Here is a 26,319-nt window from a genome sequence, read left to right as displayed (position 1 = left end):
AAACCGGAGAGGGACACTTCACATGGACACGATGCGTGACCGCTTCATCTCGACCACCTCACAGCTGCTGGACGAGGACCCCCGCCTCGCGCTGGTGCTGGCCGAGATCAGCCGGGACGGCTTCGACCGGGCCGCGCGGGCCCATCCGGACCGGGTCGTCAATGTGGGAATCAGGGAACAGCTGCTGATCGGGACGGGCGCCGGGATGGCGCTCACCGGCCTGCGGCCGATCGTGCACACCTTCGCCAGCTTTCTGATCGAGCGGCCGTTCGAGCAGGTCAAGCTCGACTTCGGCCATCAGGGAGTGGGCGGGGTGCTGGTGAGCGCCGGGGGTTCGTACGACTGGCCGGCCGGCGGCTTCACCCATATGTCACCGGGCGATGTCGCTCTCATGGACACCCTCGACGGCTGGACGGTGCACGTCCCGGGCCACCCTGACGAGGCCGAGGAGCTGCTGCGGCAGGCCGCGGCCGAGGACGGCCGGGTGTACGTACGGCTCTCGCTGCAGTCCAACGACCGGGTGCGGCCGGTCGGCGCGGGGACCGGGTTCACAGCGGTGCGGGAGGGGAAGGGCGGGGTGGTGATCGCGGTCGGGCCGATGCTCGACAATGTCCTCGCGGCGACCGACGGCCTCGATGTGACCGTGCTGTACGCGACGACGGTGCGCCCCTTCGACGGGGCCGGGCTGCGGCGGGCGGCCGGTGATCACGGGGCCGCCGATGTGGTGATCGTCGAACCGTATCTGGCGGGCACGTCCACCGCCGCGGCCAATGACGCGCTCGCCGAGGTACCGCACCGAGTGCTGGGCCTCGGGGTGGGGCGGGCCGAGCTGCGCAAGTACGGGGAAATGGACGAGCACCTCGCCGCCCATGGCCTGGATCCGCGGGGGCTGCGGGAGCATATCGGCGGGTTCCTCCGCCGATGACCGGGGGCGGTGGCCCTCGGACCGGGGCAACCGCTCTCCCCCGGCCTGCGCCACAAGCCCCGAAGTCACAGAGTGCGCTCCCGGCCCATTGACCCCATCAAGACCTGAACCTACTCTGAGCGATGCACTTCAGAAAGCGCTTTCTACATCCCACAGCCGGCATCTACCGCACAGGGAGCGCCCATGAGTCATCGTCCGTTGCAGAGCCGCCCGTTACGAGGTCGCCGCTTCCCTTCGCCGCTCATCGCCGTCACCGCACTCCTGGCGTTGGTCGTCGGTTTTCTGGTGGCCTCGCCGCCCCGGGCCCACGCGGCTTCCTTCCGGGTCCTGGTCTACTCCGAGGTCACCAACTTCCCTCACGACTCGATTCCCGCCGGGATCGAAGCGATCAAGAAGCTCGGCGCCGAGAACGGCTTCGAGGTCGAGGCGACAGACGACTCCGCCGTCTTCAATGACACCGATCTCGCCCGCTTCCAGGCGGTCGTGTTCAACAACACCAACTCCACACCGGAGACAGGTGACTTGCTGAACACCGACGAGCGGGCGGCCCTCCAGAAGTACATCCGGGCGGGAGGCGGCTGGGTCGGTCTGCATGCCGCGTCCGCCAGTGAGCGCGACTGGGACTGGTACGAGGGTCTTGCCGGTGCCGTCTTCGACCAGCATCCGGCCGTGCAGACCGGCCGGATCAAGGTCCTCGATCACGCGCACCCCTCCACCAAGGGCCTTCCGGACCTCTGGGAGCGTACGGAGGAGTGGTACAACTGGCGCACCAATCCCACCTCCAAGGTGCATACCCTCGCGCAGATCAAGGTGCGCGACGGCATCACCGGGCTCGACGAGGGCGTGGACCATCCGTGGTCCTGGTGCCAGAACTACGACGGCGGCCGCTCCTGGTTCACCGCAGGCGGGCACGCGTCCTCGGCGTTCCAGGAGGAGGGCTTCGTCCAGCACCTTCTCGGCGGTATCGAATGGGCCGCGGGTGCGAAGCCCGGTGACTGCACGGCGACGCGGACCGGTTCGTTCCAGCGGACCGCGCTGGCCACCAGCGACCTCGCCGACCCCTTCGAGCTGGCCGTCGCCCCCGACCGTCGGGTGTTCTTCGCCCAGCGCACCGGGAAGCTGAAGGTCATCGACCAGCAGACGATGAAGGTGTCGACTGCGCTGGACTTCGCGTACACACCGGAGATGACCAGCCAGTCCGACGGACTGCTCGGCCTCGCCCTCGACCCGGGCTTCGCCACGAACAACTGGCTCTATCTCCTGCACTCCGACAAGACCGAGAAGCAGCTCGATCTCTCCCGGTTCACCGTCACCGGAAATTCGGTCGATCCCGCCTCGGAGAAGCGGCTGTTGACCATTCCGACCTGGCGGGGCGAGGGCCGGGCCAATTCCCATATGGCCGGTTCGCTCGCCTTCGACAAGGCCGGCAATCTGTACGCGGCGACCGGGGACAACACCGATCCGTTCGCCTCGGACGGCTTCAACCCGATCGACGAGGGCGCGGGCCGGCGCGCCTGGGACGCCCAGGGCACGGCGGGCAATACGAACGATCTGCGCGGCAAGATTCTGCGCATCACACCCAGCGACGACGGTACGTACACCGTTCCCGAGGGCAATCTCTTCGCGCCCGGTACACAGAAGACGCGTCCGGAGATCTACGCAATGGGGATGCGCAATCCCTTCCGGATCACCACCGATCCGCTGAGCGGCGCGCTGATGGTCGCCGACTACGGTCCGGACGCCAAGGAGGCGGTCGCCGATCGCGGGCCCGAGGGGACCGTCGAGTACACCCGTATCACCAAGGCGGGGAACTTCGGCTGGCCGTACTGCACAGGCAACAACACCCCCTTCAACGACTACGACTTCACGACGAAGAAGTCGGGTCCGAAGTTCGACTGCGCGGCGCTCGTCAATGACTCACCGAACAACACCGGGCTGCGGGAACTGCCGCCCGCCCAGCCCGCCACCGTCTGGTACGCCTACTCCGCATCCGCCGAATTCCCGGAGCTCGGCACCGGAGGGGGCGGCCCGATGAGCGGTCCCGTCTACGACTACGACCCGGACAACACCTACCGCACCAAATTCCCGGAGTACTTCGAGGGGAAGTGGATCAACTACGAGCTGACCCGCCGGTGGTTCAAGACGTTCTCCTTCCAGCAGAAGGACCAGACGTTCGACGATCCGCGGTTCGCTCCCGTCAGGGCCGGTGAACTCCAGTCCGTCAACGGCATCTTCCAGGACATGCAGTGGAACCAGCCCTTCGATGCCGACTTCGGTCCCGACGGGGCTCTGTACGTCATCGACTTCGGACTCGGCAGCGGTACGGGCCGCGGTGGCAGCAACGAGGGTGCCGGAATCTACCGGATCGACTACGTCGGTGACGGACGGCTGCCCGATGCGAAGATCACCGCGAGCCGGGACAACGGTCCGGCGCCGCTGACGGTCGACTTCTCCAGCGCCGGTTCCGGACTGCCCGGCGACCGGCCGGTCTCGTACGCCTGGGACTTCGACGGGAACGGCACCACCGACTCGACCGACGCGAACCCCTCGTACACCTATCGCACGAAGGGGCTGGTCACCGCACGGCTCACGGTCACCGGGCCCGGCGGTCTCACGGCGCAGGCCGTGCAGGACATCACCGTCGGCAACACCCGTCCGGAGGTGACCATCAAACAGCCCCCGAACGGCGGGGTGTTCAGCTTCGGCGACACCATCCCCTTCACCGTCAAGGTCAAGGACAAGGAGGACGGGAAGAATGGGCCGATCGACTGTTCACGGGTGGTCGTGCAGTCACAGCTCGGCCATGACACCCATCTGCATCCGCTCGACAACTACCCCGGCTGCACAGGGGAGATCGTCACGGATGCCGGGGACAGCCACGGTCCGGGACAGAACCTGTACTACGGAATCACCGCTCAGTACGAGGACAAGGGCGCTCCGGGCGCACCCGCGCTGACCGGTTCCACCTCGCTCACTCTGCGTACCGCCTTCCGCGAGGCGGAGCACTTCACGGCGACCGGCGGTACGCACGGCGGTGCGGTGATCGGGAGCAGGGCCGATGCCTCCGGCGGGAAACGGCTGACCGAGATCGAGGACGGCGACTGGATCAGCTTCGATCCGGTGAACCTGAAGAACGTCGACTCGGTGACAGTCGGTGCGGCCTCCGGCGGGATCGGCGGAAGTGTCGAATTCCGGGCCGGATCGCCGACGGGCACACTGCTCGGCAAGGTGACCGTCCCGAACACCGGTGACTGGGGCAAGGTCGTCTCACCGACGACGGCACTGACGGATCCCGGCGGCAGCATGAAGCTGTACGCGGTGTTCAGCAACCCGGAGTGGAGCAGCGACAAGGCCGATCTGTTCGCGGTCGACTGGCTGCATTTCAACGGCCCCGGCGTCGAGAAGAGGCACGGCACGAAGGTCGCGGTGAAGGCGGCCCCGGCGACGGGCACCGCACCGCTCGACGTGGCACTGAGCAGTGTGGTCGAGCCGATGGCCGGGCGCACGATCGCCTCGTACCACTGGAACTTCGGCGACAACACCGATGCGGAGGGCGCGGCTGCCACGCACACCTATGACCGGAAGGGTGCGTACACCGCGCATCTGACGGTCACCGACGACAAGGGCGACACCAGCACCGGTTCTGTACGCATCGACGTGAGTTGAGAGGGGAGACCCGCATGGACCGCACACGACGCACCTTCCTCGGCACGGCCGTGGGCTTTGCCGCAGCCGCAGGGCTCGGCACCGGCCCCGCGTCCGCCACCGAGGCCCGCCGCTGCCGGCGCATCCCGCCGTCCGCGATCGGCATGCACCTCTACACCATGCGTACGCCGTTGGCGACGGACTTCAGCGGCACCCTGGAGCGGCTGGCGGAGATCGGCTATGCCACGGTCGGGGTGAGCGGCCGGCACGGCCACAGCGCGGCCGACATCCGGCGGATGCTCGACGAGACCCGGCTGCGGGCCGTCCTCGAACATGTCGGCTACGACATCGTGAAAGGGGCCGGACTCCCCCAGGCCCTTGAGGACATCCATACCCTGGGCGGCAAGTGGATCGTCGTACCCAGCCTGCCGGGTTCGCTGCACAGTCCGGCCGGATACCGGGAAGTGGCCAAGGAGTTCAACCGGGTGGGGCTCGCCGCGCGCGAGTCCGGGCTGAAGCTGCTGTACCACAATCACGGGACGGATCATCAGGTGGTCGACGGCGTCAGCCTCTACGACATCCTGCTCGCCGAAACCGACCCGGAACTGGTGGGTTTCGAGCTGGATCTGTACTGGGCGGCCAACGGCGGCGCCTCGGCGCCCGGGGAGCTCTTCGTACGGCATCCGCGACGCTTCCCGGCACTCCATGTGAAGGACATGGCGCCGAACGGGGACTTCGCGGATGTCGGCTCGGGGGTGCTGGACTTCCCGGCGATGTTCGACACGGCTCGGCAGGGCGGTGTGAAGCAGTGGCTGGTGGAGCACGACGCGCCGGCTGATCCGTTCGCGTCGGCGCTCGCGAGCCATACGTATCTTTCCCGGCTTCGGTACTGAGCGGACCGGCACACGCAGCGGCCCCGGGATGCGCGAACCGCAGCCCGGGGCCGCTGCCCGTTCAGCGGGCGGCGAGCAGTTCCCCGTACCAGTCGAGCGTCGAAACCACCGTGGCCGCGAGGGGGTTGGGGACGAGGCCGTACGCCTTCTCGATGGCCGACGAGTCGACGGTCTGCGCCTCCGTGTGCTGGTAGAACATCTCGGCGTACTCCGCCATGAATACCTCGTCGAAGGGGCCGAACGGACGCGGTTCGTCGACGACCGTGATGTTCAGGGGGCGGCCGGTGCGTTCCTCGATCATGGCGAAGATCTGTCGGGTGGTCAGTGCCGGGGCTGTCGGCAGGTGCCAGACCCGGCCGTCGGCGTCCGGATTCTCGCCCAGCGTGGCGAGCCCGGCGGCGACGTCGCCGATGTAGGTGTAGCTGTGCGGCAGATCGATGTCACCGAGGGCCGGGACCTCTCCCCCGGTCAGCGCGGCGGGGAAGACTGCGCCGCCGAGGGTGGAGTTGAGGACGCCGGGTCCGACGAAGTCGGCGGACCGGCCCAGGACGGCACGGAGCCGCCCTTCCCTGTGCGCCGCGAGATAGCGGGCGTCCAGCTCGGCACGCATCCGGCCCTTGCGGGTTGTCGCGTTCCAGGGGGTGTCCTCGGTCATGACGGCGCCGTGCGTCTGGCCGTACGGGTAGAGCGTGTCGAGCACGACGAGGCGCGCGCCGACCGCCTCGGCCGCTGCGAGAACCGCCTCCTGGATCCGTGGCATCACCTCGACCTGGAGGTGGTAGCCGACGTTGACGCAGTGATACACGACGGCGGCGCCATCGGCCGCGGCGCGGGCGCCGTCCGCGGTCGCGACATCGGCGGCGAACCGCTCGACGCCCTCGATCGCGGGCCCGTCGCCCGCCCGGTCGACGAGCCGGACCGGGTGACCGCGGTGGGCCAGTTCGACGGCGAGCGCGGTGCCGGCCGGGCCGGCGCCGAGAACGACCTGAAGATCATGTGTTGCGGTCATGGCATGCCCCTTTTGTTCGACTCTGGATCGGATTTTCGCTACTGCTTCTTGCAACTGTTAGAGACAGTAACTCTCGCAATGAGTCATCGCAAGATCCACTGTTAGACTCCATAACAGAAGTGAGTCCATCTAGCGAAGGGGAGCCGGTGATGGTCCGAGCCGAGCAGGGGCCGCGCGCCCGGTACCGGGAGCAGACCCGGTCGGAGATCAAGGAAGTCGCGCTTCAGCAACTCGCCGAGGGCGGGGCCGGGGCGCTCGCGCTGACCCGTATCGCCAAGGAGATGGGGCTTTCGGGGCCGGCGCTCTACCGCTACTTCGCCAGCCGGGACGATCTGCTGAGCGCACTGATCCGGGATGCGTACGACGATGCGGCAGCGGCGATGGCCGAAGCGGCGGCCGGCGCATCAGCCGTCTCGCAGGGCCCTCGCGGACGGCTGCACACGCTTGCCGATGCCTATCGGGCCTGGGCGGTCGAGGAGCCGCACCGCTATCTGCTGATCCAGGGCGCACCCGTGCCGGGCTATGTCGCTCCGGACGACACTCTGGACCGGGCCCGTGCCGTTCTCGGGCCTTTCCTGCCGGTCTTCGCCGACGGGACACCGGGAGCCCGGGTCACTGCGGTGGTGGCAGAGATGACGGCGTGGCTGTGCACGGACGAGGCTGTGGGCGCGTGGGTGGCCGAGTACGCACCGGCTGCGGCCGGGGACACCGGGAAGTCGGCACAGGCGCTGGCGGGTGCGGTGCTGGCGTGGGCACAGCTGCACGGTTCCGTGGGACTGGAGGCCGCCGGGCAGTTCGTGGGCATGGGCCACAGCGGCGCCACGTTGCTGGGCACGCAGACGGAGATGCTGGCGGACGCGTTCGGGCTGGAGTGAGCAGAACAGCCGTCCTGTCCTCGATCGCCCCGGGCGGGCTCGGTCCTCGAGCCCGTCCGGCGGCCGAGGACACGGGGCCTGAGGAACATCCGTGTCAGATCGTGCGCTAAGGGTTCGCCGGGCTGTTTGGCGCTTTGACCTGGGGTGATTGAGCGTCGGAGCCTTCGTGGGTCGTTGTTGTCGATCTTCGGAGAGCTGTTGTGGCGGTCGAGTTCCTGACGGATGAGCAGGCGGCCCGGTACAGGTCGTTCCACGAGGCGCCCTCGCGGGCGGAGCTGGAGCGGTACTTCTTCCTGGACGACGCGGACCGGGAGGCGGTGCAGGCCAAGCGCCGTTCGCACAACCGGCTCGGGTTCGCGGTCCAGCTCACGAGCGTGCGGTTCCTGGGCCGGTTCATGCCGGACCCGCGGCAGGTGCCGGCGGAGGTGGCCGAGTACCTGGCCGGTCAGTTGGAGATCGAGGATGCCTCGTGCCTGAAGCTGTACGGCGAGCGGGACGGCACCGCCCGTACGCACGCCGGGGAGATCCAGGAGTCCGGGGGCTGGCGGGACTTTTCCGAGGTCCGCGACGAGCTGGTCGCCTGGCTGGACGCGCGGGCGTGGACGACGGGGGACGGGCCGAAGGCGTTGTTCGACGCGGCGGCGGCTGGCTGCGCGGGGGCCGGGTGCTGCTGCCGGGCGCGAGCCGTCTGGCCCGACTGGTGGGCACAGTGCGGGAAGCGGCGAACCAGCGGCTGTGGGACACCTTGTACGGGCTGCTGAGTGTCGGGCAGCGGGCGGTGCTGGACTCGATGCTGACGGTGCCGCCGGGTGAGCGGGTGTCGGAGCTGGACCGGCTGCGGCGCGGGCCGGTGCGGATCATGCCTCCACGTACGCCCAGCACGGCCCGGCCAACCGGAGAAAGTCGCACCGGCCCTTCTCCGGGCCGGGTTCGTTGACCAGCACAAGTCAGCACCCGTGAGCGGGTGCCGACGAGAACAGGGAGACGGAGATGGCGGTAGCGGTCGCGCCGGAGGTACGGGCCGCACAGCGGCGGATCGTCAGCACGGTCAACGCGTCCGGGAAGCTGAACAAGGACGGGCTGGCCATATGGCGGGAGGTCAACTGCGGCGAGTGGAAAGCCACCGCAGTCGACATCAGCCGGGACTTGGACGTGCTCCAGGTCCCGCACACGATCGTCACCGCATTCCGCTTCCCGCTCGCTACCTCCTACAGCAAGGCCATGCGCGAAGGCGAGGAGGTCCGCATCCTGCGCAAGGACCTGTCCCACCTGGTGCCGTGGATGCCGTCGCTTGAACAGACCGTCGCCGACATCCCCGAGGATGCCCCCGGCTGGGACTTCACGTTGTTCCAGCCCCGCGCCGATGGCATGGCCATCGCCGAGCTGGCCCTGTCGGCGGAGTGGCCCACCTGGTCGAAGAAGCAGGCTCGCGCCGCCCGGCTCGTCTGCGCGGAGTGCGACTACGACCTGCGTGAGTTCAAAGACGAGACCCGGCTGCCGTTCGACATCCGGCTGTCCGAGCGGCCCAAGGCCCGGCGGCTGGTGTGCGGGCAGTGCTGCAACGACGGCCTGGACGAGATGGAGCGTCTGGCCGCACTCGCCGGGAAGCCGTCGTGACTGGCGCCCCGCCCTCCTCCCAGCCGCAGGTGGACAGGGTGCTGGCTGCGGATCTGGTGGGTCTGCTCAACGACGCCGAGCACTACCACGGTCCCGGCTCCGACGCCGACAGCCGTCCGGCCTACCCCGACCGCCGGGCCGCGCTTTTGCACCGGCTCGTCGACGCCGGGCGCCGGGCTAGTAGATGACGCCTTCCTGCAGGGTGCCACCCGCGTAGGAGCTGCCGCCATCCTTTGCCTTCACGAGGACGTAGCGGAGCTTGCCGTGGTCCAGCGCCTCCTTCAGGTCGTCCGCCAGCTCGCCGTCCCGCGGGGACTTCGGCGCACGCTCTTTCATCGCCTCGATGATCGTCTCCACGTACTCCCTGGTCATCTGCTGGACCATCTTGTTCTTGTGACGGCCCTTCCCCTGACGCCAGCCGAGGTCGCTCGATGGCGCCTTGGCCTCGACGACGAGCAGCGTGCCGTCCTTGAGCAGGTACAGCTGGTCGAACCTATCGGCACCATTGGGGGTTTTGGGCAGGGGGATCCACTGAGCTCCCGGGAATTCCTCCGGAATGACGTGGTAGCGTGCCGCGCTCTCGCCGAGCCGCTCGGAGATGGAGCTGTTGTTGGGCTTGACGCCTAGTTCTTTCCGGTAGTGCTGCAATGCCTTGTCGTGTGTCTGCCCACTGGCCACGCTCCGACTCTTCCGGAACTTCCGCTCCGCGTTGGTGAGATCCAGCGACGTCTTGCGATGGTCAGCGAACTTGTTGAGCAGGTCGCTCCGTTTTCCGTCACCGACCGAGCCCGGGCCGACGAACTTCGCGGTGGACAGCTTCGCACCGGGGGCCGAGGGCAGCTTGTCCTTCGAGATCCAGTGGTTCTCGTTGTCCTTGGCGAGTTTCGGCAGCGCGACGCCGTTCTCCGTGGTGTGTATGCTCTGTCGGCGGCCGTCGCTGATGTAGTTGTCGGAGTACCAGACCGGGTCGTTGTTGGCCTTCCAGACCATCTCGTCCTGGATGTACTTGTGGTGGTCGACGGCACTGCTCAGCAGCTCGTTGCAGGTGAACACGCTGTTCGTACGCTGCGGGGAGCCGTCCGGGCCGGGCGGATAGGTGGTGAACACGGCCGCGTCGAAAGCGGGCCCGCCCGCGCCGTTGCAGTACTTGTCGAGCTTGAGCTTCTTGAACTCCTTCGCCAGTGCCTGCCGGTCACTGCCGGCCAGGACGGTGGAGGCGTTCGGGTCGATGTCGATCCAGGCGACCTTGTCGAAGCCGGGCGGGACCACTCCGGTACCGGAGAGTTCGTTGATCGCCGCCGCGAAGTCGTTCACGACCGCGTCCGTGCCCCCGGACACGGCCTTGCGCTGGATGGTCTGTTTGCCGGTCAGGTTCTGGAGGTCGGCCTTGTACCCGTCCGTGGAACCCTCGGGTTTGTAGGTGTTGCCCCAGACGACCTTGTTCCCCGCGCGCGCCAGATCGCTCGCATACTGCAGCGTCCGCCGGTCGGAGCCGGAGAGCTGGGCTGTCTTGGCTGCCAGTTCGGCAATGCCGCTCTCGCCGGAAACGCTCAGGTTGTCGGTGTTCACGGCTAGGTCGTAGAACGGCTCGAACGCTCCCTGCTGCTTCAGATTGGCCACCGTCTTGCCGACATTGCTGAGCCGGCTCTCGCGGACCTCGGGGCTGGTCCGCGGACCGATGTCGGCCGTCATGGCGTCGAGGAGCTGCAGGACGGGCTTGCCCTTGCTGTCGTTGGCCCGCTGGTCGCCCAGTGGCTCATTGAGCTTGAAACCGCGGCCCATCAGCCTTTTGACGAGCGCCGGGTCGTCGCCCATGACGCTCGCTTCGTAGAAGACCGCGGACCAGTTCACCTGGATCGTCTGGCCGGGCGGTGCAGTGTTCGTCGCCGTAGCCGTCAGCGTGCGGTTCCCGCCGGGAGGCACGGAAACAGGACTGTTCAGGGGCGTCTGTCCGGCTACGGTCACTATCACCGTGCCGCTGGCCGGAGCGGTGCCCTGGTTGGTCACGTTCACGGTGGCCGGGCAGCTCGGAGTGCTGCAGAACGATGTCGAGAGCTGTACGGCCACGTCCGTCTGGGCCGCCACACGTTGGCTCAGCGGTTCGGCCTGCTCCTGCGAGGTGTCGACCCGGCGTACGTTCTCCGTTGTGCTCTGCACCTGGGCCCTGTCGGGCTCGCTGACCGCGGACGACAGGGCAGGGGCGGGCGCGGGCTCACCGGCCGCCGCCGGCACGTGACCTGCGGACTGCACAGGGCCCGCGGACCGTGCGGCACCGTCCTGCGGGCCGGAGCGGAAGACGGCAGTGCGCGCATCCGAGGCGTCCGGCGCAGGTTCGGGTGTGGCGGCTCCTTGAGATCCAGCGGAACCCGGCAGGCCGACCGAGAGCGGCTGATACGGAGGGGACGCACTCACCACGATGCGCAGGGTGCCGTCGGTCAGTACCTTCGCCGGACGGCCGTTCACCGACGTGGCCCCGCTCTGGCGCCACGTGGACGGCCGCCCGGACGGACCGTCGGTGTCCTTGCCCGAGAGGGCGTCGGCGAGCGCCGTCGGAGTCATCCGGGACAGCTCGGCCAGGCCGATCACCCCCTGCGGCGGGTCGGCCACCCAGGTGTTGGCCAGCGCTTCGGCGCTGCCCGGCTCGTGCTCGAACCACCACTGGCTGTTGCCGCGCAGAAGGGTTCGCTCGGGGCTCACAGCGAGCTCCGCGTACGCCCCCGAGTCACGGCTCAGGGTTCCGTACGCAGTGCCGTCGCGGGCAACCGTCAGACGGAAGCCGATGATCGCGCCGTTGCCGTTCACCGTGGTCCCCGCATAGGTGACCCCGCGCCAGGCACGCAGGCTCTTCGTGGCCGCCGAGGCCAGCTGCGGGGGCGTCTTCTCGCGTGGCCAGAGCACAAAGGTCATCAGGCCGGCGACGAGCACCATGACCAGCGCCAGGACGCCCCAACGCCAGTACCAGCGACGGGATTTAATCAACCGGACAAGCGCTCCAGCCGCCCGGGACGCCCGACTGCCCGCTGGCGGTGGCGAGAGGTACGGCGCCTGCGGGGGAAGTGGTGGGAACGAAGGGTACGGGGGAAGCGGTGGTTGCGGAGGTGGTTGCTCGGACGGTACTGATGCGCTGTCCCGTGCGTCCACGTCTGCCCCCAGTCCCGGGGACCGGGGTGACCCCACTGGGTCGTGGCGTGATGGTCCCGATTCCCTATTTCCTCATTCCCATCCCAATTCCCCGTTCAATCAAGCTTGTTCGCGCCACGTTGGCAGGTTCCCGCCGCTCCCTGAACCCTACTGTCCGGCAGACGTCTGAGAGTCCCTATTCCCACAGGTGAAGCCTCTGACATGGATGTTCCTCAGACCCCGACACCGTCAGTCGTGCGCGGAAGCCGCACCCAGCAGGTCGCGGATGTGGGCGGCCGCGTCCCGGAACTCCGGGCGTCCCAGCGTCTCGCCGTACTCCCGTTCCGCGTCCAGCCCCACCTCGATGATCTCGGAGATCGTGCCGGGGCGCGGGCTCATCACCACCACGCGGTCGGCCAGATAGACAGCCTCCGAGATGGAGTGGGTGACCAGCAGGACGGTGGTACGGGTCTCCCGCCAGATGCGGTTCAGCTCCATGTTCATCTGCTCGCGGGTGAGCGCGTCGAGCGCGCCGAACGGCTCGTCCATCAAGAGCACCGGGGGTTCGTGCAGCAGCGCCCGGCACAACGCCACACGCTGCTGCATTCCACCGGACAGCTCATGCGGATACGCGTCCTCGAAACCGGCCAGGCCCGTCATCCGGATCAGCTCGTCGGTCCGGCCGCGCGCCTGCGCCGGCGGCATCTTCCGGATCTCGGCCTGGAGCAGGATGTTGCGGCGCGCCGAGCGCCACTCCAGGAGGGCGGCGCGCTGGAACACGTAACCGATGTCGTGCCGCACCCCGTCGACCTGCTCGCCGCCGAGCCGGACCTCGCCCGAGGACGGCTTCAGCAGTCCGGCGACCAGCTTGAGCAGGGTCGACTTGCCGCATCCGGACGGTCCGACGATCGCCACGAACTCACCGGGCGCCACATCGAGCGAGACCTCGCGCAAGGCGGTGACATCGCGCTTCCTGCTGCGGAACCGGACCACCACGTCGGACAGTCCGACCGCCGCCGCGGCGGGAACCGGTGCCCTGGTCCGCGTCGTGTGCTGCTTCGGCATCGTCATCCCTTCAGCGCCGTCTTCTCGTCCCAGTAGTCCGCGACGGCCTTCGGCTTGCTGACCATGCCCGCCTCGGCGAAGACGTCGATGGTCTGCTGCCAGTCGGCCTCGTTGTTCACTCCGGGCGCCTTCCCCTCGGTCGACGAGGTGTGCAGCAGAGTGAGCGTCGTCCTGAACTGCTCGGCCAGGACCGTGGCCGGCGGCAGCTGCTCCGAGGCTCCGTCCATCGCCGCGACCGCCGGCCCGGGGGCTTTTTCGGCGGCCGCCCACGACTCGCTGACCGCCTGCACCATGCGTCCGGCGAGTTCGGACTTCGTGGCGAGGATCTTCTGTCCGGCGAGCAGACCGTTGGAGTAGAAGTTCAGCCCGTTCTCGGAGAAACGCAGATACGAGACCTGCTTCTTGGCCTTGTCCTGCATGGTGGGGCCCTGGTCGCTGGCATAGCCGAGGAGTCCGTCGGTCTTCCCGGAGATCACCGCGGCGATCTTGCCCGCCGGGTCGGTGTTCTGGACCTTGACGTCCGACTCGTCGAGGTTGTTCTTCTTCAGGAAGATCGGGAAGGTCTTGGAGAGCGCGTCACCCGCGGTCCCCGCAATAGTCTTTCCCTTGAGATCCGCAGGCGACTCGATGCCCTGGGCGTCGAAGGACTGCACCGACGCCGGGGTGGTCTGGAGGAAGACTCCGAGGCTCTTCACCTGGACTCCCTGGTCGACGCCCGCGAGCAGTGCCGGGGTGTCCGCCCAGCCGAAGTCGGTCTGGCCCGCGGCGGTGGCCTGCACCGTCTTCTGCGAACCCTGGCCCGCCTGGATCTTCAGGTCGATGCCGTGCTTCTCGAAGATCTTCTGCTGCTTGCCGTAGTAGAACGGCGCGTGTTCGCCGTACGGATACCAGTTGAGCGTCAGCGTGACCTTGTCCAGCTTCTTGCCCGAGTCGCTCGTGGTGGACGACGCGTCGTTGCCACCGCAGGCCGTGGCCACCAGGACGAGGGGTACGACACCGATCAGGAGTCTGCGCGCATGCATGGGCTGGCCCTTCTCGCGACGAAGTCGGTACGACGGAGTCAGTACGTGGTGGTGGCGGAGGCGTCCCGGCGGCTGGCGTGCCACGGGAGCAGCAGCATTTCGGCGATCTCGACGGCGACGAAGAGCACGACACCGATGAGTGACATCACGAGCAGCCCGGCGAAGAGCATCGGGGTGTCGAGGTTGCCGTTGGCCTGGAGGATCACATAGCCCAGGCCCTCGTTGGCGCCGACGAACTCGCCGACGACCGCACCGGTGACCGCCAGGGTGACCGCGACCTTGAGCCCGGAGAAGAGGTGCGGGAGCGAGGCCGGAAAACGGATCTTGAGGAAGGTCTGCCAGGGCCTCGCGCCCATGGTCGCCGACAGCTGGAGCATCTCCGGGTCGACCGCCTTGAGGCCGGTGACCATGGAGATCACGACGGGGAAGAAGGCTATGAGCACGGCGATGAGAATCTTCGGCTCGATACCGAAGCCGAGCCAGACGACGAACAGCGGCGCGATCGCGATCTTCGGTACGACCTGGGCGAACAGCAGAATGGGATAGAGCGTGCGCTCGACGGTCGAGGAGTACACCATGACGACTGCCGCCAGTACACCGACGGCCACGGCGATCAGGAAGCCGAGCAGCGTTTCGTATGTGGTCACCCAGGTGTGCTGCCAGAGATAGCCGGCCTTGCCGGTGAGGACATCGAGGGTCGCCGCGGGCGACGGTACGAGATACGGCTTCACCAGCTCCGCCGCCGAGATCACCCACCAGACGGCGAAACAGGCCAGCAGCAGGGCGACGGGCCGCCAGCTCTGCTCGGCCGCCCGCGCGAAGCGCTCCCCCGCCGAGGGTCCGGCCCGCCGGACAACTCCCTCCGCTTCGGGGGGACTTTTGGTCAACGCGCTCTGGCTCACTGTGAACTCCCTGCGCTTCGGGTGCAGTTGTGGAGAGCTGTGCGATCCTGCGATGACGAGAAGGCGCTTTCAGAAAGCGCTTTCTGATAAGGTTTTCGCCACGCTAATGACTGCCTGTACGCACGGTCAATAGGTCGTCGACAAGTTTCGGGGCCTTCCACCACCGCGCCCTTGGGGGTCGAGTTGAGGGAACGGGGAACACCGCACCACCCGCAGCCGCGCGGCGGCCTTCCCGCAGCGGCGCATGTGACGCTCGACGCCGTGGCCCGGGAGGCCGGGGTATCCCCCGCCACCGCCTCGCGCGCCCTCAACGGCACGGTCCGGGTACGCGACGATCTGCGGGAGCGGGTACGGGCGGCGGCGGACCGGCTCGGTTACATCCCCAACGCCCATGCACAGGCACTCGCCAATTCGACCAACAACCGCACGGTGGGCGTCATCTGTCATGACGTCAGTGATCCGTACTTCGCCGCCGTGTCGAGTGGTGTGATGCGCGCCGCGGCCGAGCAGGATCTGCTGGTGATGCTGGCCTCCACCTTCCGGGAACCCGCCCGGGAGATCGCCTACGTCTCGATGCTGCGGGCTCAGCGCGCCCGGGCGATCCTGCTCATCGGCTCCGGCTTCCAGGACCGGGCGTGGGAGCGGTCCCTGCATGCCGAACTGGAGCCGTACGTACGGGGCGGGGGGCGAGTGGCCGTCGTCAGCAGGCACCGCAGCCTTCGGGTGGACACCGTACAGCCGGAGAACCGGGCGGGGGCGGCCGCGCTCGCCCGGACGCTGGTGGGGCTCGGGCACCGCACGTTCGCGGTGCTCACCGGCCCGCCCGCGCTGACCACTGTCTCCGACCGGCTCACGGGCTTCCGGGAAGGGCTCGCGGAGTCGGGAATCGGGCTCGCCCGGGTCGTGGAGGGCGCGTTCACTCGCGACGGCGGGTATGCGGCGGCCCAGCGGTTGCTGGCCTGCGGCCGGCCGCGGCCGACCTGTGTGTTCGCGGTCACCGATGTGATGGCGGTCGGTGCGCTCGCCGCGCTGCGGGAGGAGGGGCTGCGGGTACCCGAGGATGTCTCGCTCGCCGGGTTCGACGACATTCCGCTGGTACGGGAGTTGTCGCCGGCGCTCACCACGGTGGCGCTGCCGCTGACCTCGATGGGCGAGGACGTGATCGCACTGGCGCTGCGGGAGCGGTCCGCGGGGCGGCGGGCCCGGGTGGTGCGGGTGACGGGAGAGGTGGTGGTGCGGGCCAGCACGGGAACGCCGCCGGTCGGATGACCGGCGGCGTTCGGGTGCCGAGGTGTCCTCCATCGCGATTCGCCCGGCGACGGAAGGCTGACCACTACGGGTGGACGAGCACCTGGGAGAGTGCCACGCGTCCCGTGCCGGAGGTCACGATCTTCACCGTACGGGTCCGGCTGTCCAGGTTCAGGACCGTCGGGCGCAGCGCCTTCCCGCTGACGTGGACCGTCGCGTCGTCGGTGACGACATCGAAGTCGGCCGTCGTGGAGGAGGAGTTGTTCCAGATCTCGATCTGACGGATGCGCTGTTCGCTGCCCAGGTCGATCTGCCACCAGGCGCCCGCCTCGGACAGCGTGCGGGTGTCCGTGTTGGTGTCGGCGTCCACCGCGAGCGCCGCGGCCGCCGCGCCCTCGGTGGAGGACTGGGTCGCGGTGCCGGTACGGGCCAGGTCGGTCCGCAGCTGCTCGACCGGGCCGCCGTGGGCGCCTGCCCGGGCTGCGACGGCGAGGGCTTCGGCCGGCAGTCGGTCCAGACCGGTGAGGTTCTCCTTCATGACCGAGCCGTTGCCGGCGAGCGCCGGCGCCGCCGTGTCGGTCCAGTTGCCCCGTGCGGTGTTCTGGATGCCGTAATCCGCCCAGTTCGAGACCCACTTGTAGCCGATGCGGGTGATGACGTTCTTCTCGACGGCGATGTGCGAGGACTGTTCGTCGAGGTAGATGCCGTTGCCGTCGCGCTCGGTGTTGCCGAAGGCGGAGCGGTTGATGTAGTTGCCGGAGACGACCGTGCCCGGCTGCGCGCCCTGGGTGTAGATCGCGCCGCCGTCGTGCTGCGCCTGGGCGACTTCCATGACATTGGTGATGCGGTTGCCGGTCACCTTGTTGTCGCGCAGCACGGATTTCTGCGCCTCGGGCTGGTTCCAGCCCCAGCCGACCGAGATCCCGGAGTACGGGAGGTGGTCCAGACTGTTGTGGTCGACGGTCAGCTCGGCCTCGTAACCGGCCCAGATGCCCACCGAGTCGGTGTACTCGACGCCGGAGCGGGTGATGGTGTTGTACGCGATCGTGTTCCGCTCCCCCGCGAGCGCGGTCCCGGGCATCGGCTCGGTGTCGCCCACGTACACCGCGCCCGAGGACAGATCGGTGAAGGACGAGCGGGTCAGGGAGCTGTCCTTGGTGCCCGCTTCGAGGACGGCGCCCGCCCCGCCGAGCCGGCTGAACCGGGCGTTCTCGATGCTGATGTGCTGTCCGCCGCGGACGGTGACCGCGGCGGACGGCTTGGTGTAGAAGCGGCCCGCATGGTCGACGGGGCCGGTGGCTCCGGTCAGGGTGAGACCGGCCTGCATGCCCGCGTAGCCCTCCTCCGTGTCGGGCTGGCTGTAGGCCGCATACGCGAAGCCGATCCCGTCCACGGTGACGTCGTGGGCACCGTCGAGGACGAGCAACTGTTCGGTGTGCGGAGTGATGGCCTGCGCGCGGTGCATGTTCTCGCCCTTGCGCGGCAGGTACATCACTGTGCGGTTCTGCGAGTTCCATACGAACTCGCCCGGTTGGTCGAGGAGTTCGGGGGCGTTCTCGAAAAAGGCGACGCCGCTGTAGCGGGTGGAGTCGACCGCGGTGGAGTCCCAGGCGGGTCCGGTGCGGTCGGTGCCGCTCGCCGAGTTGGTCCAGCAGGGCTGGGCGAAGGTCATGACGTCGCCGCTGACGCCGGTGATCCGGCAGTGATAGTTGCGCCAGCGGACCCGGATGACGGCTTCGGCGTCGGTGGGGCGCTGCCACCGGTCGATCCCGGTGGCCGTGGCGCCGGTCAAGCCGGTCCTGGTGGCGTCGCAGGTGCTCGCCGCGCAGGCCGCACCTCGGGCGCGGGTCGCGCGTCTGCCGTCGATGAAGAGCTGGCGGGGGGTGACGCCGGCCGGTACGTCGGCGGTCCAGGTGCCGTCTGCGTTCTGCCGCCAGCCGGTGATGTCCTGTCCGCCGGAGAGGACGGGGTGGGCTCCGGGGGCGGCGGTCCAGGTGACCGTGTGGCCGTCCTTCCCGGAGTCGGCGGCGCCTAGCTCGATGGGTTCGTCGAGCTTGTACGTACCGTTCTTCAGGAGCACGCGCACGTCGCGGCCCCTCTCGGTGCGGGCCTGGTCGCGGGCGCCTTCCGGGGTACAGGGGCGGGCGGCCGTACAGGAGGTGCCGTGTCCGTCCGGGGCTGCGTACAGGGTGCGGGGACCGGGTGCGGCCTGGGCGGTCGGGGCGGCGAGGAGTGCGGCCAGGAAGGCGGCGGTGGCGGCAGCGGCGGATCCTCGTACGGCGTTCAGGGAGCGGCGGGTCACGCGGAGGCCTTCCAGTCGGGGTGGCCGGGCATGGGCGGGTTCACGGCTCCGAAGAGCCAGTCGCGCAGGAACGGGTCGAGGGACTTGTCGCCGGTGACGTCCACCGTGTGCCGGATGAAGGTCTCGCTGGTGTAGGTGGAGTCCTTGAAGCGCTTCACCCACTCACGCATGACCCGGTCGAACCGCCGCTGACCGATCTGAAGGCTGAGGGCGTACAGGACGAGAGCGCCACCGTCATAGATATTGGTGCCGCCGAGCGCCTTCGGAAGTCCGGGCGGGCCGTCGGCGGCGCGGATGGCGTCGAGCTTCGCGTACGTGGCCTTCATCTTGTCCTCGAAGACCGACCAGCCGCGCTCCTCGCCGTAAAGGCCGGCGTAGTACACGGCGGGGCCCTCGTTGAGCCAGGCCTGCTGCCAGTCGTTCGGGGTGACAGAGTCGCCGAACCACTGGTGGACGAGCTCGTGGACCATGGTGGTCTCGTAGCCGGGCTGCCCATTGGCGTTGAGCTTGAACCAGTTGGTGGAGAACAGGGAGAGAGTCTGGTTCTCCAGGGCGTCGGTGTAGCCGTCGTAGATGTGGACGCCGTAGACGGAGAACGGGTAGCGGCCGAACTTCGCCTCCAGCCAGGCCAGATGGTCCGCGGTACGGGCGACGACCGGACCGTACTTGTCCTCCTGCCCCTGCGGCACGATGTGCCGCAGGGGCAGTCCACGGTGACTGGTGCCGTACAGATAGGTGCCCTTGACGACGGCGATGCCGATGAGCTCGGTCGCCATGCGCTCGCGCAGGGCGAAGTGCCAGACGGTGGAACCGTCGGCGCGCGGGGTCTTGTGGAGCAGTTCGCCGTTGGCGGCGGCGACATAGCCCTGCGGGGCGCTGATGTGGAAGGTCCACGTCGCCTTGTCGGACGGGGTGTCGTTGCAGGGCAGGAAGGTGTCGGCACGGGAGGACTGGGCGGCGGAGGCGAAGCCGCCGTCGGTGCCGAACTTCCAGCCGGTCAGTCCGAGTCGGGGCGCCTTGCCGTTGCCCCGGTAGCGCACCTCGACGGTGAATGCCTGCCCTTTGTGGAGCGGGCGAGCAGGGGTGATGGTGAACTCCTGGCCGCTCTTGCCCGGCGAGAGCTCCCAGGTGGCGGGGCGGCCGGCGACGGTGACGGAGTCGACGGTGTGGCCGTCGGTGTCCAGGTTGAATGCGGACAGGTCCTGGGTGGCCTTGGCGTTGATCTTCACGACGGCGGTGAAGTCGTAGGTCACCGGGGTGAAGTCGAAGGTGAGGTCGTAGTGCACGACCTGGTAGCCGCCGTTGCCGAGGGTCGGGAAGAGCGGGTCGCCCACGCCGTCGGAGCCGGGCTTCGGGTCGAAGCCGTGCGGCTTTGCGACGGCGGTCGAGCCGAGGGCGGGTACGGCGACGGCCGCTGCCACCGCCGCGCCGCCGAGTCTGAGGGCCGAGCGTCGCGTCGTCACTTCTTCCCCTTCTGGAAGGCGTCCTCGAACTCGCCGCGGGCCTGCTCGCCGCCCTTGGCCAGGTAGTCCTTGACGAGCTGGTCATAGGCGGACATGGGCTTGCGGCCCGAGATGATGTCCTTGAGCGCGTCCTGCTTGAACGTGTAGAGGCTGCCGGAGCCCTTCGAGTCCCAGGTGGGCGAGGAGTACTGCAGGGTCGGGTCCTGCTCCATGATCGGAATCATCTTGGTGAAGGCGTCGTGGACGTGGCGGACGCCCTGTTCCGAGTCGGCGCTGAAGATGGCGGGGACGGCGGAGGCCATGAACTTCCACGGCACGGTGACGTCCTGGGTGCCCTGCTTGGTGAGGGCCGGGTTGCCCTTGGCGTCACGGGTGAAGTCCTTGCCTTCGACGCCGTAGTTGATCAGCGTGTACTCCTGGCTGCCGAACGGCGACGCGGCGAAGTCGGCGAGTGCCAGGATCTCCTTGACCCGGTCCCCGGACGCCTTCTTCACATGGGTGTTCTCCAGCTTGACGTTGTCCATCCAGGCGATGGCGTCCTTGCCGAACGGGACGAAGGGGCGCGGGTCGTACTTCTTGTCGATCGCCTGCATGGAGGCGATGTAGCCGACGCCGGGCGCCAGGTAGGTGGGCATGCCGTCGTAGACGTAGGCGCCCTTGCCGTTCTTGAACATGTCCGTGTACTGGGCCTTCTGCGCCCCGGACATCTGCAGGGTTCCCGGATAGAAACAGCCCGCCTTGTACAGCTCGCGCGCGGTCTCCACGGCCTTGCGGTACTCCGGGGTCTCCAGGTCGGTGGTGAACTTGCCGGTCTTGGCGTCGAGCCGCCAGTAGTAGGGCGCGCCCGCGGACATCGCAAGCATGGTGGTGGCACCCGCGATGATCGCGTACTGGTCCTTCTTGGGCCGGGTCAGCTCCTTGCAGACCTCGACGAACCTGTCGAGGTCCGAGATCTGGGCGAGGTCGGTGACGCCGACCTCCTCGAACAGGTCGTGGCGGTAGAAGCCGGCGCCGCCGGTGCCTGTGCGCGCGATCGGGATGCCGTACAGCTTCCCGCCGAAGATCGCGGCCTGCCAGGCGCCCTTCGGGACCGCGGCCAGGTTCGGGTAGTCCTTGATCTTGTCGCCGGCGAGGTACGGGGTCAGGTCGGCGCACTTGGCCTGGAGGAAGGCCGCCTTGTTGTCGACACCTCCGACCTCGGGGTACATGAAGAGATCGGGCAGGCTGTCGCTCGCGACCATCGTGGAGAACTTGGTGCCGTAGTCGTCGGCGGGGACGGCGGTGATGTTCACCTGACCGCCGAGGAGCTTCTCTATCTCCTGCCAGGCGGCGTTCTTGCCGCGGGCGGGCGGCGGCGGGGAGAAGGTCTCCATCGTCGCGCTGATCGGCTCGGCGCCCTTGAGCGGGGTGCCCTTCGTGGCCCGCAGCGGCTTGGCCGGGTAGCTGAAGTAGCCCTGCGGGACACCGGCCGCGGTACCCGCCAGGTCGGGCTTGAGGCCGATGTTGCGGACCGCGGTGTCGGGGAGCAGCGAGGCGCTCTTGGCCTCCGCCTTCGCGGTCGTGCCGCCGTCGCCGCAGGCGGCGAGCAGCGGGGCGGCGGCCAGTCCCAGACCGACGCCCGCACCCATGCGGAACAGTGCTCTGCGGTTGATGGGGGTGGAGCTCGACACCTGAATCTCCTTGGGAAGAGGGGAAGGAAGGAGTGGGGGGCGGTGGCTGCGCTCAGCCCTTGATGGCGCCTGTGAGCACGCCCTTGGTGAAGTAGCGCTGGAGGAACGGATAGACACAGAGGATCGGTACGACGGCGATCACCAGAACCGCCATCTGCACGGCCTGCTGCGGGGCGAGGACCTCGCCGGCCGACGCTGCGTTCAGGCTCTGGCCCTGCAGGACATAGGTGCGCAGCACCATCGGCAGGGGCCACTTGTCGGAGTCGTTGAGGTACAGGAGCGAGTTGAAGAAGGCGTTCCAGTACGTCACCGCGTAGAAGAGGCTGATCACGGCGAGGACGGCCTTGGACAGCGGCAGGACGATCCGCACCAGGATGCGGAAGTCTCCGGCGCCGTCGACCTTCGCGGCGTCGTACAGCTCCTCCGGCAGATTCATGAAGAAGGACCGCAGGACGACGAGATTGAAGGCGCTGACCAGGGTGGGCATGACGAGCGCCGCGTAGGTGTCGTACAGCCCGAGTCCCTTGACCAGCAGGAAGTTCGGGATGATGCCCGCGTTGAAGAGCATCGTGAACAGGGCCGTCATCAGGATGAAGCGGGAGCCCGTGACATCGCGGCGGGAGAGTCCGTACGCCATGCCGACGGTGACGAGCAGGCTGGCGAGGGTGCCGAATACGGTGATGCCGACGGAGACGATCAGGGCCCGGGTGACGACTCCGCCGGTGAAGACGGTGCGGTAGGCGTCCAGGGTGGGGTGGTCCGGCCACAGGACGAGGCCGGAGCTCTTGATGATGTCGGTCTGCGAGGCGAAACTCGTGCCGATGACGCCGACCAGCGGGTAGGCGACGGCGAGCACGACCACGACGACGGCGACCGCCTTGGCGATCTGCCCGATGCGGGTCGGCCGCTCCATCCACGGGGGCCGGCCGTCGGACTTCCGGGCGGTGGCGGTCCGGGGCGCCGGTGCGGTGGATTCCGATGTGGCGCGCTTCTTCTCAGCGGTCAGCACCGCGGTACACCCCTTCGTGGCCGAGTCGGTGGGCGAACTTGTTCGCGCCCAGGACGAGTGCGGTGCCGATGACCGCCTTGACGAGCCCGACGGCGGCGGCGACGCCCCAGTCGTTGTCCTTGATGCCGTGGTAGTAGACGTAGGTGTCGAGGACCTCGCCGGCGTCCGGGCCGACCGCGTCGCGCTGGAGCAGGATCTGCTCGAAGCCGACGGAGAGGATCTGCCCGAGGTTGAGGATGAGCAGCAGGATGAGTACGGGGGCGATGCCCGGCAGGGTCACGTGCCAGAGGCGGCGTCGCGGGCCCGCGCCGTCGATCGCGGCGGCCTCGTACTGCTGTCTGTCGATGTTCAGCAGCGCGGCGAGGATGATGATCGTGCCCCAGCCGGCGTCCTTCCAGGCCACCTGGAGGGTCAGCAGCCAGGGGAAGGCGTCGGGGTCGCTCATCATGTCGTAGCGCGGCAGCCCCAGACCGCCGAGTACGTCGGGCAGGAGCCCTGCGCCGCCCAGGATCTGCTGGAAGATCGAGACGATGATGACCCAGCCGATGAAGTGCGGCAGATAGACGACACTCTGCACGAAGCGCCTGATGCGGTCGCTGGCGATGCTGTTGAGCAGCAGGGCCAGGGCGACCGGGACCGGGAAGAAGAACACCAGCTGGACGAGGGCGATCTCCAGGGTGTTGAACGTCGCGGACCAGAAGGCCGGCTCACCGAACGCCGCGGAGAAGTTGGCGAACCCCACCCAGACGCTGTGCATGTAGCCGAGATACGGCTGGTAGTCCTGGAACGCCACGACATAGCCGAGCAGCGGTACGTAGTGGAAAACGACGAAGTACAGCAGGCCGGGCAGGGTGAGCAGCAGCATCACCCGGTCCCGCTTGATCCGCTGCCAGAGCGTCAGCCGGTGCTGTGCGACGAGGGCCTGGGCAGCGGGCGGGGAGGGTATTTCAGCCTTCTGCCGCCGCTTCTCCCGCGGCAACGGGGGTGCTGTTTCAGCCATGGTGCGTCCTGTTCGGCTGGGTGGCGCATGGTGAGCCTTCTGGGGCCGCAAGTTAGTAAGCGGTTAACCCAAGCGTCAAGAGATCCGGGCAAATGTCGTTGAGACGCGATGTTCTCACCATCGAATCCAGCTCAACGAATCAACAAAAATGCTTCTCAACTGGACAGTTGGGGCGGCTGTGAGCTTGACGGTCGGCCGTCGTGCTCCTTAGCGTTCCGGTCATTCCATAGAACGCGATTACTATCCGGAGGCAGGGTGCGAACCACCGAAGAGGCACCGGCTCATTCCGGTAGCGATGCTGCGGCACCGCCCCCGCGACGGCCGCGCACGGTCCTGGCCATGACCCCCGGACTGCTCGACGACGTCTTTCCGCCACCGGTGCGGGCCCGTCTCGAGGAGACCGCCGACCTCCTCAACCCGTTCGTGATCAGCGAGTTCGACTCCCCGGACGCCTCCGCGGCGCTGAATGCGGCCGAGGTCCTGCTCACCGGCTGGGGCTGCCCGCCCGTCGACGCCGCGCTGCTGGACCGGGCACCGGCGCTGCGTGCCGTGATCCATGCGGCCGGCACGGTGAAAACGTTTCTGTCCCCGGCCGCGTTCGACCGCGGGATCGTCGTGTCCTCGGCCGCCGCCGCCAATGCCGTACCGGTCGCCGAGTTCACCCTGGCGGCGATCATCATGGGCGCCAAACGAGTCTTTCCGCTGGCCGGGCTCTTCCGCACCCGGCGCACCCACCGCACCGGCGCCGACCTCGACCGCCAGCACTGGCTCGGCACGCACGGCCTGACCATCGGCATCGTCGGGGCGTCCCGGATCGGCCGCCGGGTCATCGAACTGCTCCGGGTCCTCGACGCCGAGGTACTGCTGTACGACCCGTATGTCGGTGCGGCCGAGGCGGAACTGCTCGGTGTCACCCCGACCGACCTGGACACCCTGGTGGCGACCAGCGACGTGGTGAGCGTCCATGCCCCCGACACGCCGGAGACCCGAGGGATCATCGACGCCAGGCGGATCGGCCTGATGCGGCCCGGCACCCTGCTCGTCAACACGGCTCGCGGCCCCCTGGTGGACACCGAGGCACTGACCGGGCACCTGGTCAGCGGGCGGCTGGACGCCGTCCTCGATGTGACATCGCCCGAGCCGCTGCCGGACGGCCACCCGCTGTGGGACCTGCCGAACGTCTTCCTCACCCCGCATCTCGCGGGCGCCCAGGGCAACGAGGTGGGACGGCTCGGGGCGCTCGCCGTCGACGAGCTGGCGCGGTACGCGCAGGGCACACCGTTCGACCACCCGGTGCACCGGGCCGACCTGGGGAGGATCGCATGAGCTCCGTCCAAGCACAGGCTCTAGGCTCGGCGTCACACAACAGCCACCAGGGGGTGAGCCGGATGCGCCGGCAGAGCACAGCCGCGGACGGACAACGGCGCGCGACGGTCACCGATGTCGCGCGGCGCGCGGGCGTCTCGACGGCCACGGTCTCCCGCGTACTGAACCGCAACTACCCTGTCGCCGAGGCGACCCGGGAGCGGGTCGAGTCCGCGATGCGCGAGCTCGGCTATGTCGTCAACGCCCATGCCCGCGCGCTGGCCGGAGTCTCCAACCGCACCGTCGGCATCATCGTCAACGAGGTCATCGACCCGTTCTACGCGTACATCGCGCGCGGCGTGGAGCGGGAAGCGGCACTCGGCGGTCGGCTCTGCCTGGTCTGCTGCACCCAGGGCGACCCGCAGCGCGAGCTGGCCTTCATCGATCTGATGCATGAGCGCAGGGCGGACGCCGTGGTCGTGGTCGGCGGCTCCATCGCGGACCGCGGCTACACCACCGAGCTGGCCCGCAGGGCGCGCGAGCTGGACGCGGGCGGATCGAAGCTGGTGCTGTGCGGCAGGTCGCCGCTGGGCGAGCAGGCCCCGACCGTCGCGGTCGAGTACGACAACGAGGGCGGCGCCTTCGCCATCACCGACCATCTGCTGATGCAGGGGCACGAGCGGATCCTCTACCTCGGCGGCCCGCCCAAGCTCTCCACCACCCGCGACCGGCTGGCCGGGCACCAGCGGGCCCTTGAGCTGCGCGGCATCGCCCCGGACCCCGAGCTGGTCCAGCCCGGCGCCTTCAGCCGTAACTTCGGGTACCGGAGGATGGCCGAACTACTGCGGGACGGACCGGACTTCACCGCGGTCTTCGCCGCCAACGACATGGTGGCGGCGGGCGCGGCGCAGGCCCTGGAAGAGGCCGGGGTCCGGGTACCGAAGGACGTGTCCCTGGTGGGGTACGACGACATTCCGGTGGCCCAGGAGCTGCGGCCGCGGCTGACCACCGTCCACATTCCGCTGGAGGAGATGGGGCGCCAGGCGGTACGACTGGCCGTCACCGGCGGGGACGAGGACGACTGGCGCGAGCCGACCACGGGTGCGCTGCGCCTCGGCACCCACATCGTGGTACGCGATTCCGTTGCGCCACGATCCGGCGGGCCCACCCGGATGTGACCGGTTACTTCCCCCCTGTCCACAGTTGGCCATAGAAAATCACAGTAACTTCCCGACTCCCCTTGCGACTC

General features: G+C 68.5%; 19 protein-coding genes and 1 pseudogene. 10 read left to right on the top strand and 10 right to left on the bottom strand.

Annotation, left to right across the window (positions count from 1 at the left end):
* Positions 1-22 precede the first annotated feature (22 nt).
* The 3 genes from ACFVYE_RS31815 to ACFVYE_RS31805 all read left to right on the top strand — a co-directional run bounded on the left by ACFVYE_RS31815 (position 23) and on the right by ACFVYE_RS31805 (position 5,463).
* Complete coding sequence (locus tag ACFVYE_RS31815; protein ID WP_383973861.1) at positions 23-925, top strand: transketolase family protein; 903 nt, start codon at positions 23-25, stop codon at positions 923-925.
* A gap of 183 nt (positions 926-1,108) precedes the next feature.
* Positions 1,109-4,591 carry a ThuA domain-containing protein gene (locus ACFVYE_RS31810; RefSeq protein ID WP_389607828.1) on the top strand — a complete coding sequence of 1,161 codons (3,483 nt, stop codon included), beginning with the start codon at positions 1,109-1,111 and terminating at the stop codon, positions 4,589-4,591.
* A gap of 14 nt (positions 4,592-4,605) precedes the next feature.
* A complete protein-coding gene (locus ACFVYE_RS31805; RefSeq protein WP_383973857.1) occupies positions 4,606-5,463 on the top strand; it encodes a sugar phosphate isomerase/epimerase family protein in 858 nt (285 codons plus the stop codon).
* 61 nt (positions 5,464-5,524) lie between these two features.
* Here the strand turns inward: ACFVYE_RS31805 and ACFVYE_RS31800 are convergent, their stop codons facing one another.
* A complete protein-coding gene (locus ACFVYE_RS31800; protein WP_389607827.1) occupies positions 5,525-6,472 on the bottom strand; it encodes an NAD-dependent epimerase/dehydratase family protein in 948 nt (315 codons plus the stop codon).
* A gap of 149 nt (positions 6,473-6,621) precedes the next feature.
* On the opposite strand from ACFVYE_RS31800, the gene ACFVYE_RS31795 reads away from it, so the two are divergent.
* The 4 genes and pseudogenes from ACFVYE_RS31795 (at position 6,622) to ACFVYE_RS31780 (ending at position 9,152) form a co-directional block, all read left to right on the top strand.
* Positions 6,622-7,347 (top strand): TetR/AcrR family transcriptional regulator, encoded by a 726-nt coding sequence (locus ACFVYE_RS31795; RefSeq protein ID WP_389607826.1) that lies wholly within the window; start codon positions 6,622-6,624, stop codon positions 7,345-7,347.
* A gap of 200 nt (positions 7,348-7,547) precedes the next feature.
* A pseudogene (locus ACFVYE_RS31790) lies at positions 7,548-8,218 on the top strand (DUF4158 domain-containing protein); the annotation flags it as partial.
* A gap of 119 nt (positions 8,219-8,337) precedes the next feature.
* Positions 8,338-8,964: a hypothetical protein gene (locus tag ACFVYE_RS31785; protein ID WP_383976656.1), complete on the top strand. Its 627-nt coding sequence runs from the start codon at positions 8,338-8,340 to the stop codon at positions 8,962-8,964.
* Positions 8,961-9,152: a hypothetical protein gene (locus ACFVYE_RS31780; RefSeq protein WP_389607825.1), complete on the top strand. Its 192-nt coding sequence runs from the start codon at positions 8,961-8,963 to the stop codon at positions 9,150-9,152. The genes ACFVYE_RS31785 and ACFVYE_RS31780 overlap by 4 nt, the downstream gene beginning before the upstream one ends.
* Here ACFVYE_RS31780 and ACFVYE_RS31775 read toward each other — a convergent pair.
* The 4 genes from ACFVYE_RS31775 to ACFVYE_RS31760 form a co-directional block, all read right to left on the bottom strand.
* Entirely contained in the window at positions 9,142-11,943 is a 2,802-nt protein-coding gene (locus ACFVYE_RS31775) for a hypothetical protein (RefSeq protein ID WP_389607824.1), read from the bottom strand. The genes ACFVYE_RS31780 and ACFVYE_RS31775 overlap by 11 nt on opposite strands.
* 390 nt (positions 11,944-12,333) lie before the next feature.
* Positions 12,334-13,155, bottom strand: a complete 822-nt coding sequence (locus ACFVYE_RS31770; RefSeq protein ID WP_389607823.1) for an ABC transporter ATP-binding protein — start codon at positions 13,153-13,155, stop codon at positions 12,334-12,336.
* A complete protein-coding gene (locus ACFVYE_RS31765) occupies positions 13,152-14,171 on the bottom strand; it encodes an ABC transporter substrate-binding protein (protein WP_383976651.1) in 1,020 nt (339 codons plus the stop codon). The genes ACFVYE_RS31770 and ACFVYE_RS31765 overlap by 4 nt, the downstream gene beginning before the upstream one ends.
* A 38-nt stretch (positions 14,172-14,209) precedes the next feature.
* Positions 14,210-15,073 (bottom strand): ABC transporter permease, encoded by an 864-nt coding sequence (locus ACFVYE_RS31760; protein ID WP_383976649.1) that lies wholly within the window; start codon positions 15,071-15,073, stop codon positions 14,210-14,212.
* 246 nt (positions 15,074-15,319) lie between these two features.
* Here ACFVYE_RS31760 and ACFVYE_RS31755 point away from each other — a divergent pair, with 246 nt between their 5' ends.
* Positions 15,320-16,342, top strand: a complete 1,023-nt coding sequence (locus tag ACFVYE_RS31755; protein WP_389607838.1) for a LacI family DNA-binding transcriptional regulator — start codon at positions 15,320-15,322, stop codon at positions 16,340-16,342.
* 64 nt (positions 16,343-16,406) lie between these two features.
* On the opposite strand, the gene ACFVYE_RS31750 is transcribed toward ACFVYE_RS31755, so the two are convergent.
* The 5 genes from ACFVYE_RS31750 to ACFVYE_RS31730 form a co-directional block, all read right to left on the bottom strand.
* The gene (locus ACFVYE_RS31750; RefSeq protein ID WP_389607822.1) at positions 16,407-18,623 is read right to left on the bottom strand and encodes a right-handed parallel beta-helix repeat-containing protein; all 2,217 of its coding nucleotides are present in this window, start codon (positions 18,621-18,623) and stop codon (positions 16,407-16,409) included.
* Positions 18,620-20,086, bottom strand: a complete 1,467-nt coding sequence (locus ACFVYE_RS31745; RefSeq protein WP_389607821.1) for a M1 family metallopeptidase — start codon at positions 20,084-20,086, stop codon at positions 18,620-18,622. Before ACFVYE_RS31745 ends, ACFVYE_RS31750 begins: the two co-directional genes overlap by 4 nt.
* The gene (locus tag ACFVYE_RS31740; protein ID WP_383973702.1) at positions 20,083-21,756 is read right to left on the bottom strand and encodes an extracellular solute-binding protein; all 1,674 of its coding nucleotides are present in this window, start codon (positions 21,754-21,756) and stop codon (positions 20,083-20,085) included. The genes ACFVYE_RS31745 and ACFVYE_RS31740 overlap by 4 nt, the downstream gene beginning before the upstream one ends.
* Positions 21,757-21,808: 52 nt before the next feature.
* Positions 21,809-22,669 carry a carbohydrate ABC transporter permease gene (locus ACFVYE_RS31735; protein WP_383973711.1) on the bottom strand — a complete coding sequence of 287 codons (861 nt, stop codon included), beginning with the start codon at positions 22,667-22,669 and terminating at the stop codon, positions 21,809-21,811.
* Between the two features lie 82 nt (positions 22,670-22,751).
* Positions 22,752-23,765, bottom strand: coding sequence for an ABC transporter permease (locus ACFVYE_RS31730; RefSeq protein ID WP_383973700.1), 1,014 nt, complete (start codon positions 23,763-23,765; stop codon positions 22,752-22,754).
* A 339-nt stretch (positions 23,766-24,104) separates the two neighbouring features.
* Here ACFVYE_RS31730 and ACFVYE_RS31725 point away from each other — a divergent pair, with 339 nt between their 5' ends.
* Positions 24,105-25,091, top strand: coding sequence for a hydroxyacid dehydrogenase (locus ACFVYE_RS31725; protein ID WP_383973698.1), 987 nt, complete (start codon positions 24,105-24,107; stop codon positions 25,089-25,091).
* 62 nt (positions 25,092-25,153) lie between these two features.
* Complete coding sequence (locus ACFVYE_RS31720; RefSeq protein WP_383973709.1) at positions 25,154-26,248, top strand: LacI family DNA-binding transcriptional regulator; 1,095 nt, start codon at positions 25,154-25,156, stop codon at positions 26,246-26,248.
* Positions 26,249-26,319 lie beyond the last annotated feature (71 nt).

Origin of the sequence: Streptomyces sp. NPDC058239 (assembly GCF_042882185.1) — a bacterium.
Lineage (GTDB): Bacteria > Actinomycetota > Actinomycetes > Streptomycetales > Streptomycetaceae > Streptomyces.
Note: the sequence above shows the minus strand (reverse complement) of the source record. Positions and strands in the feature narration are given on the sequence as shown.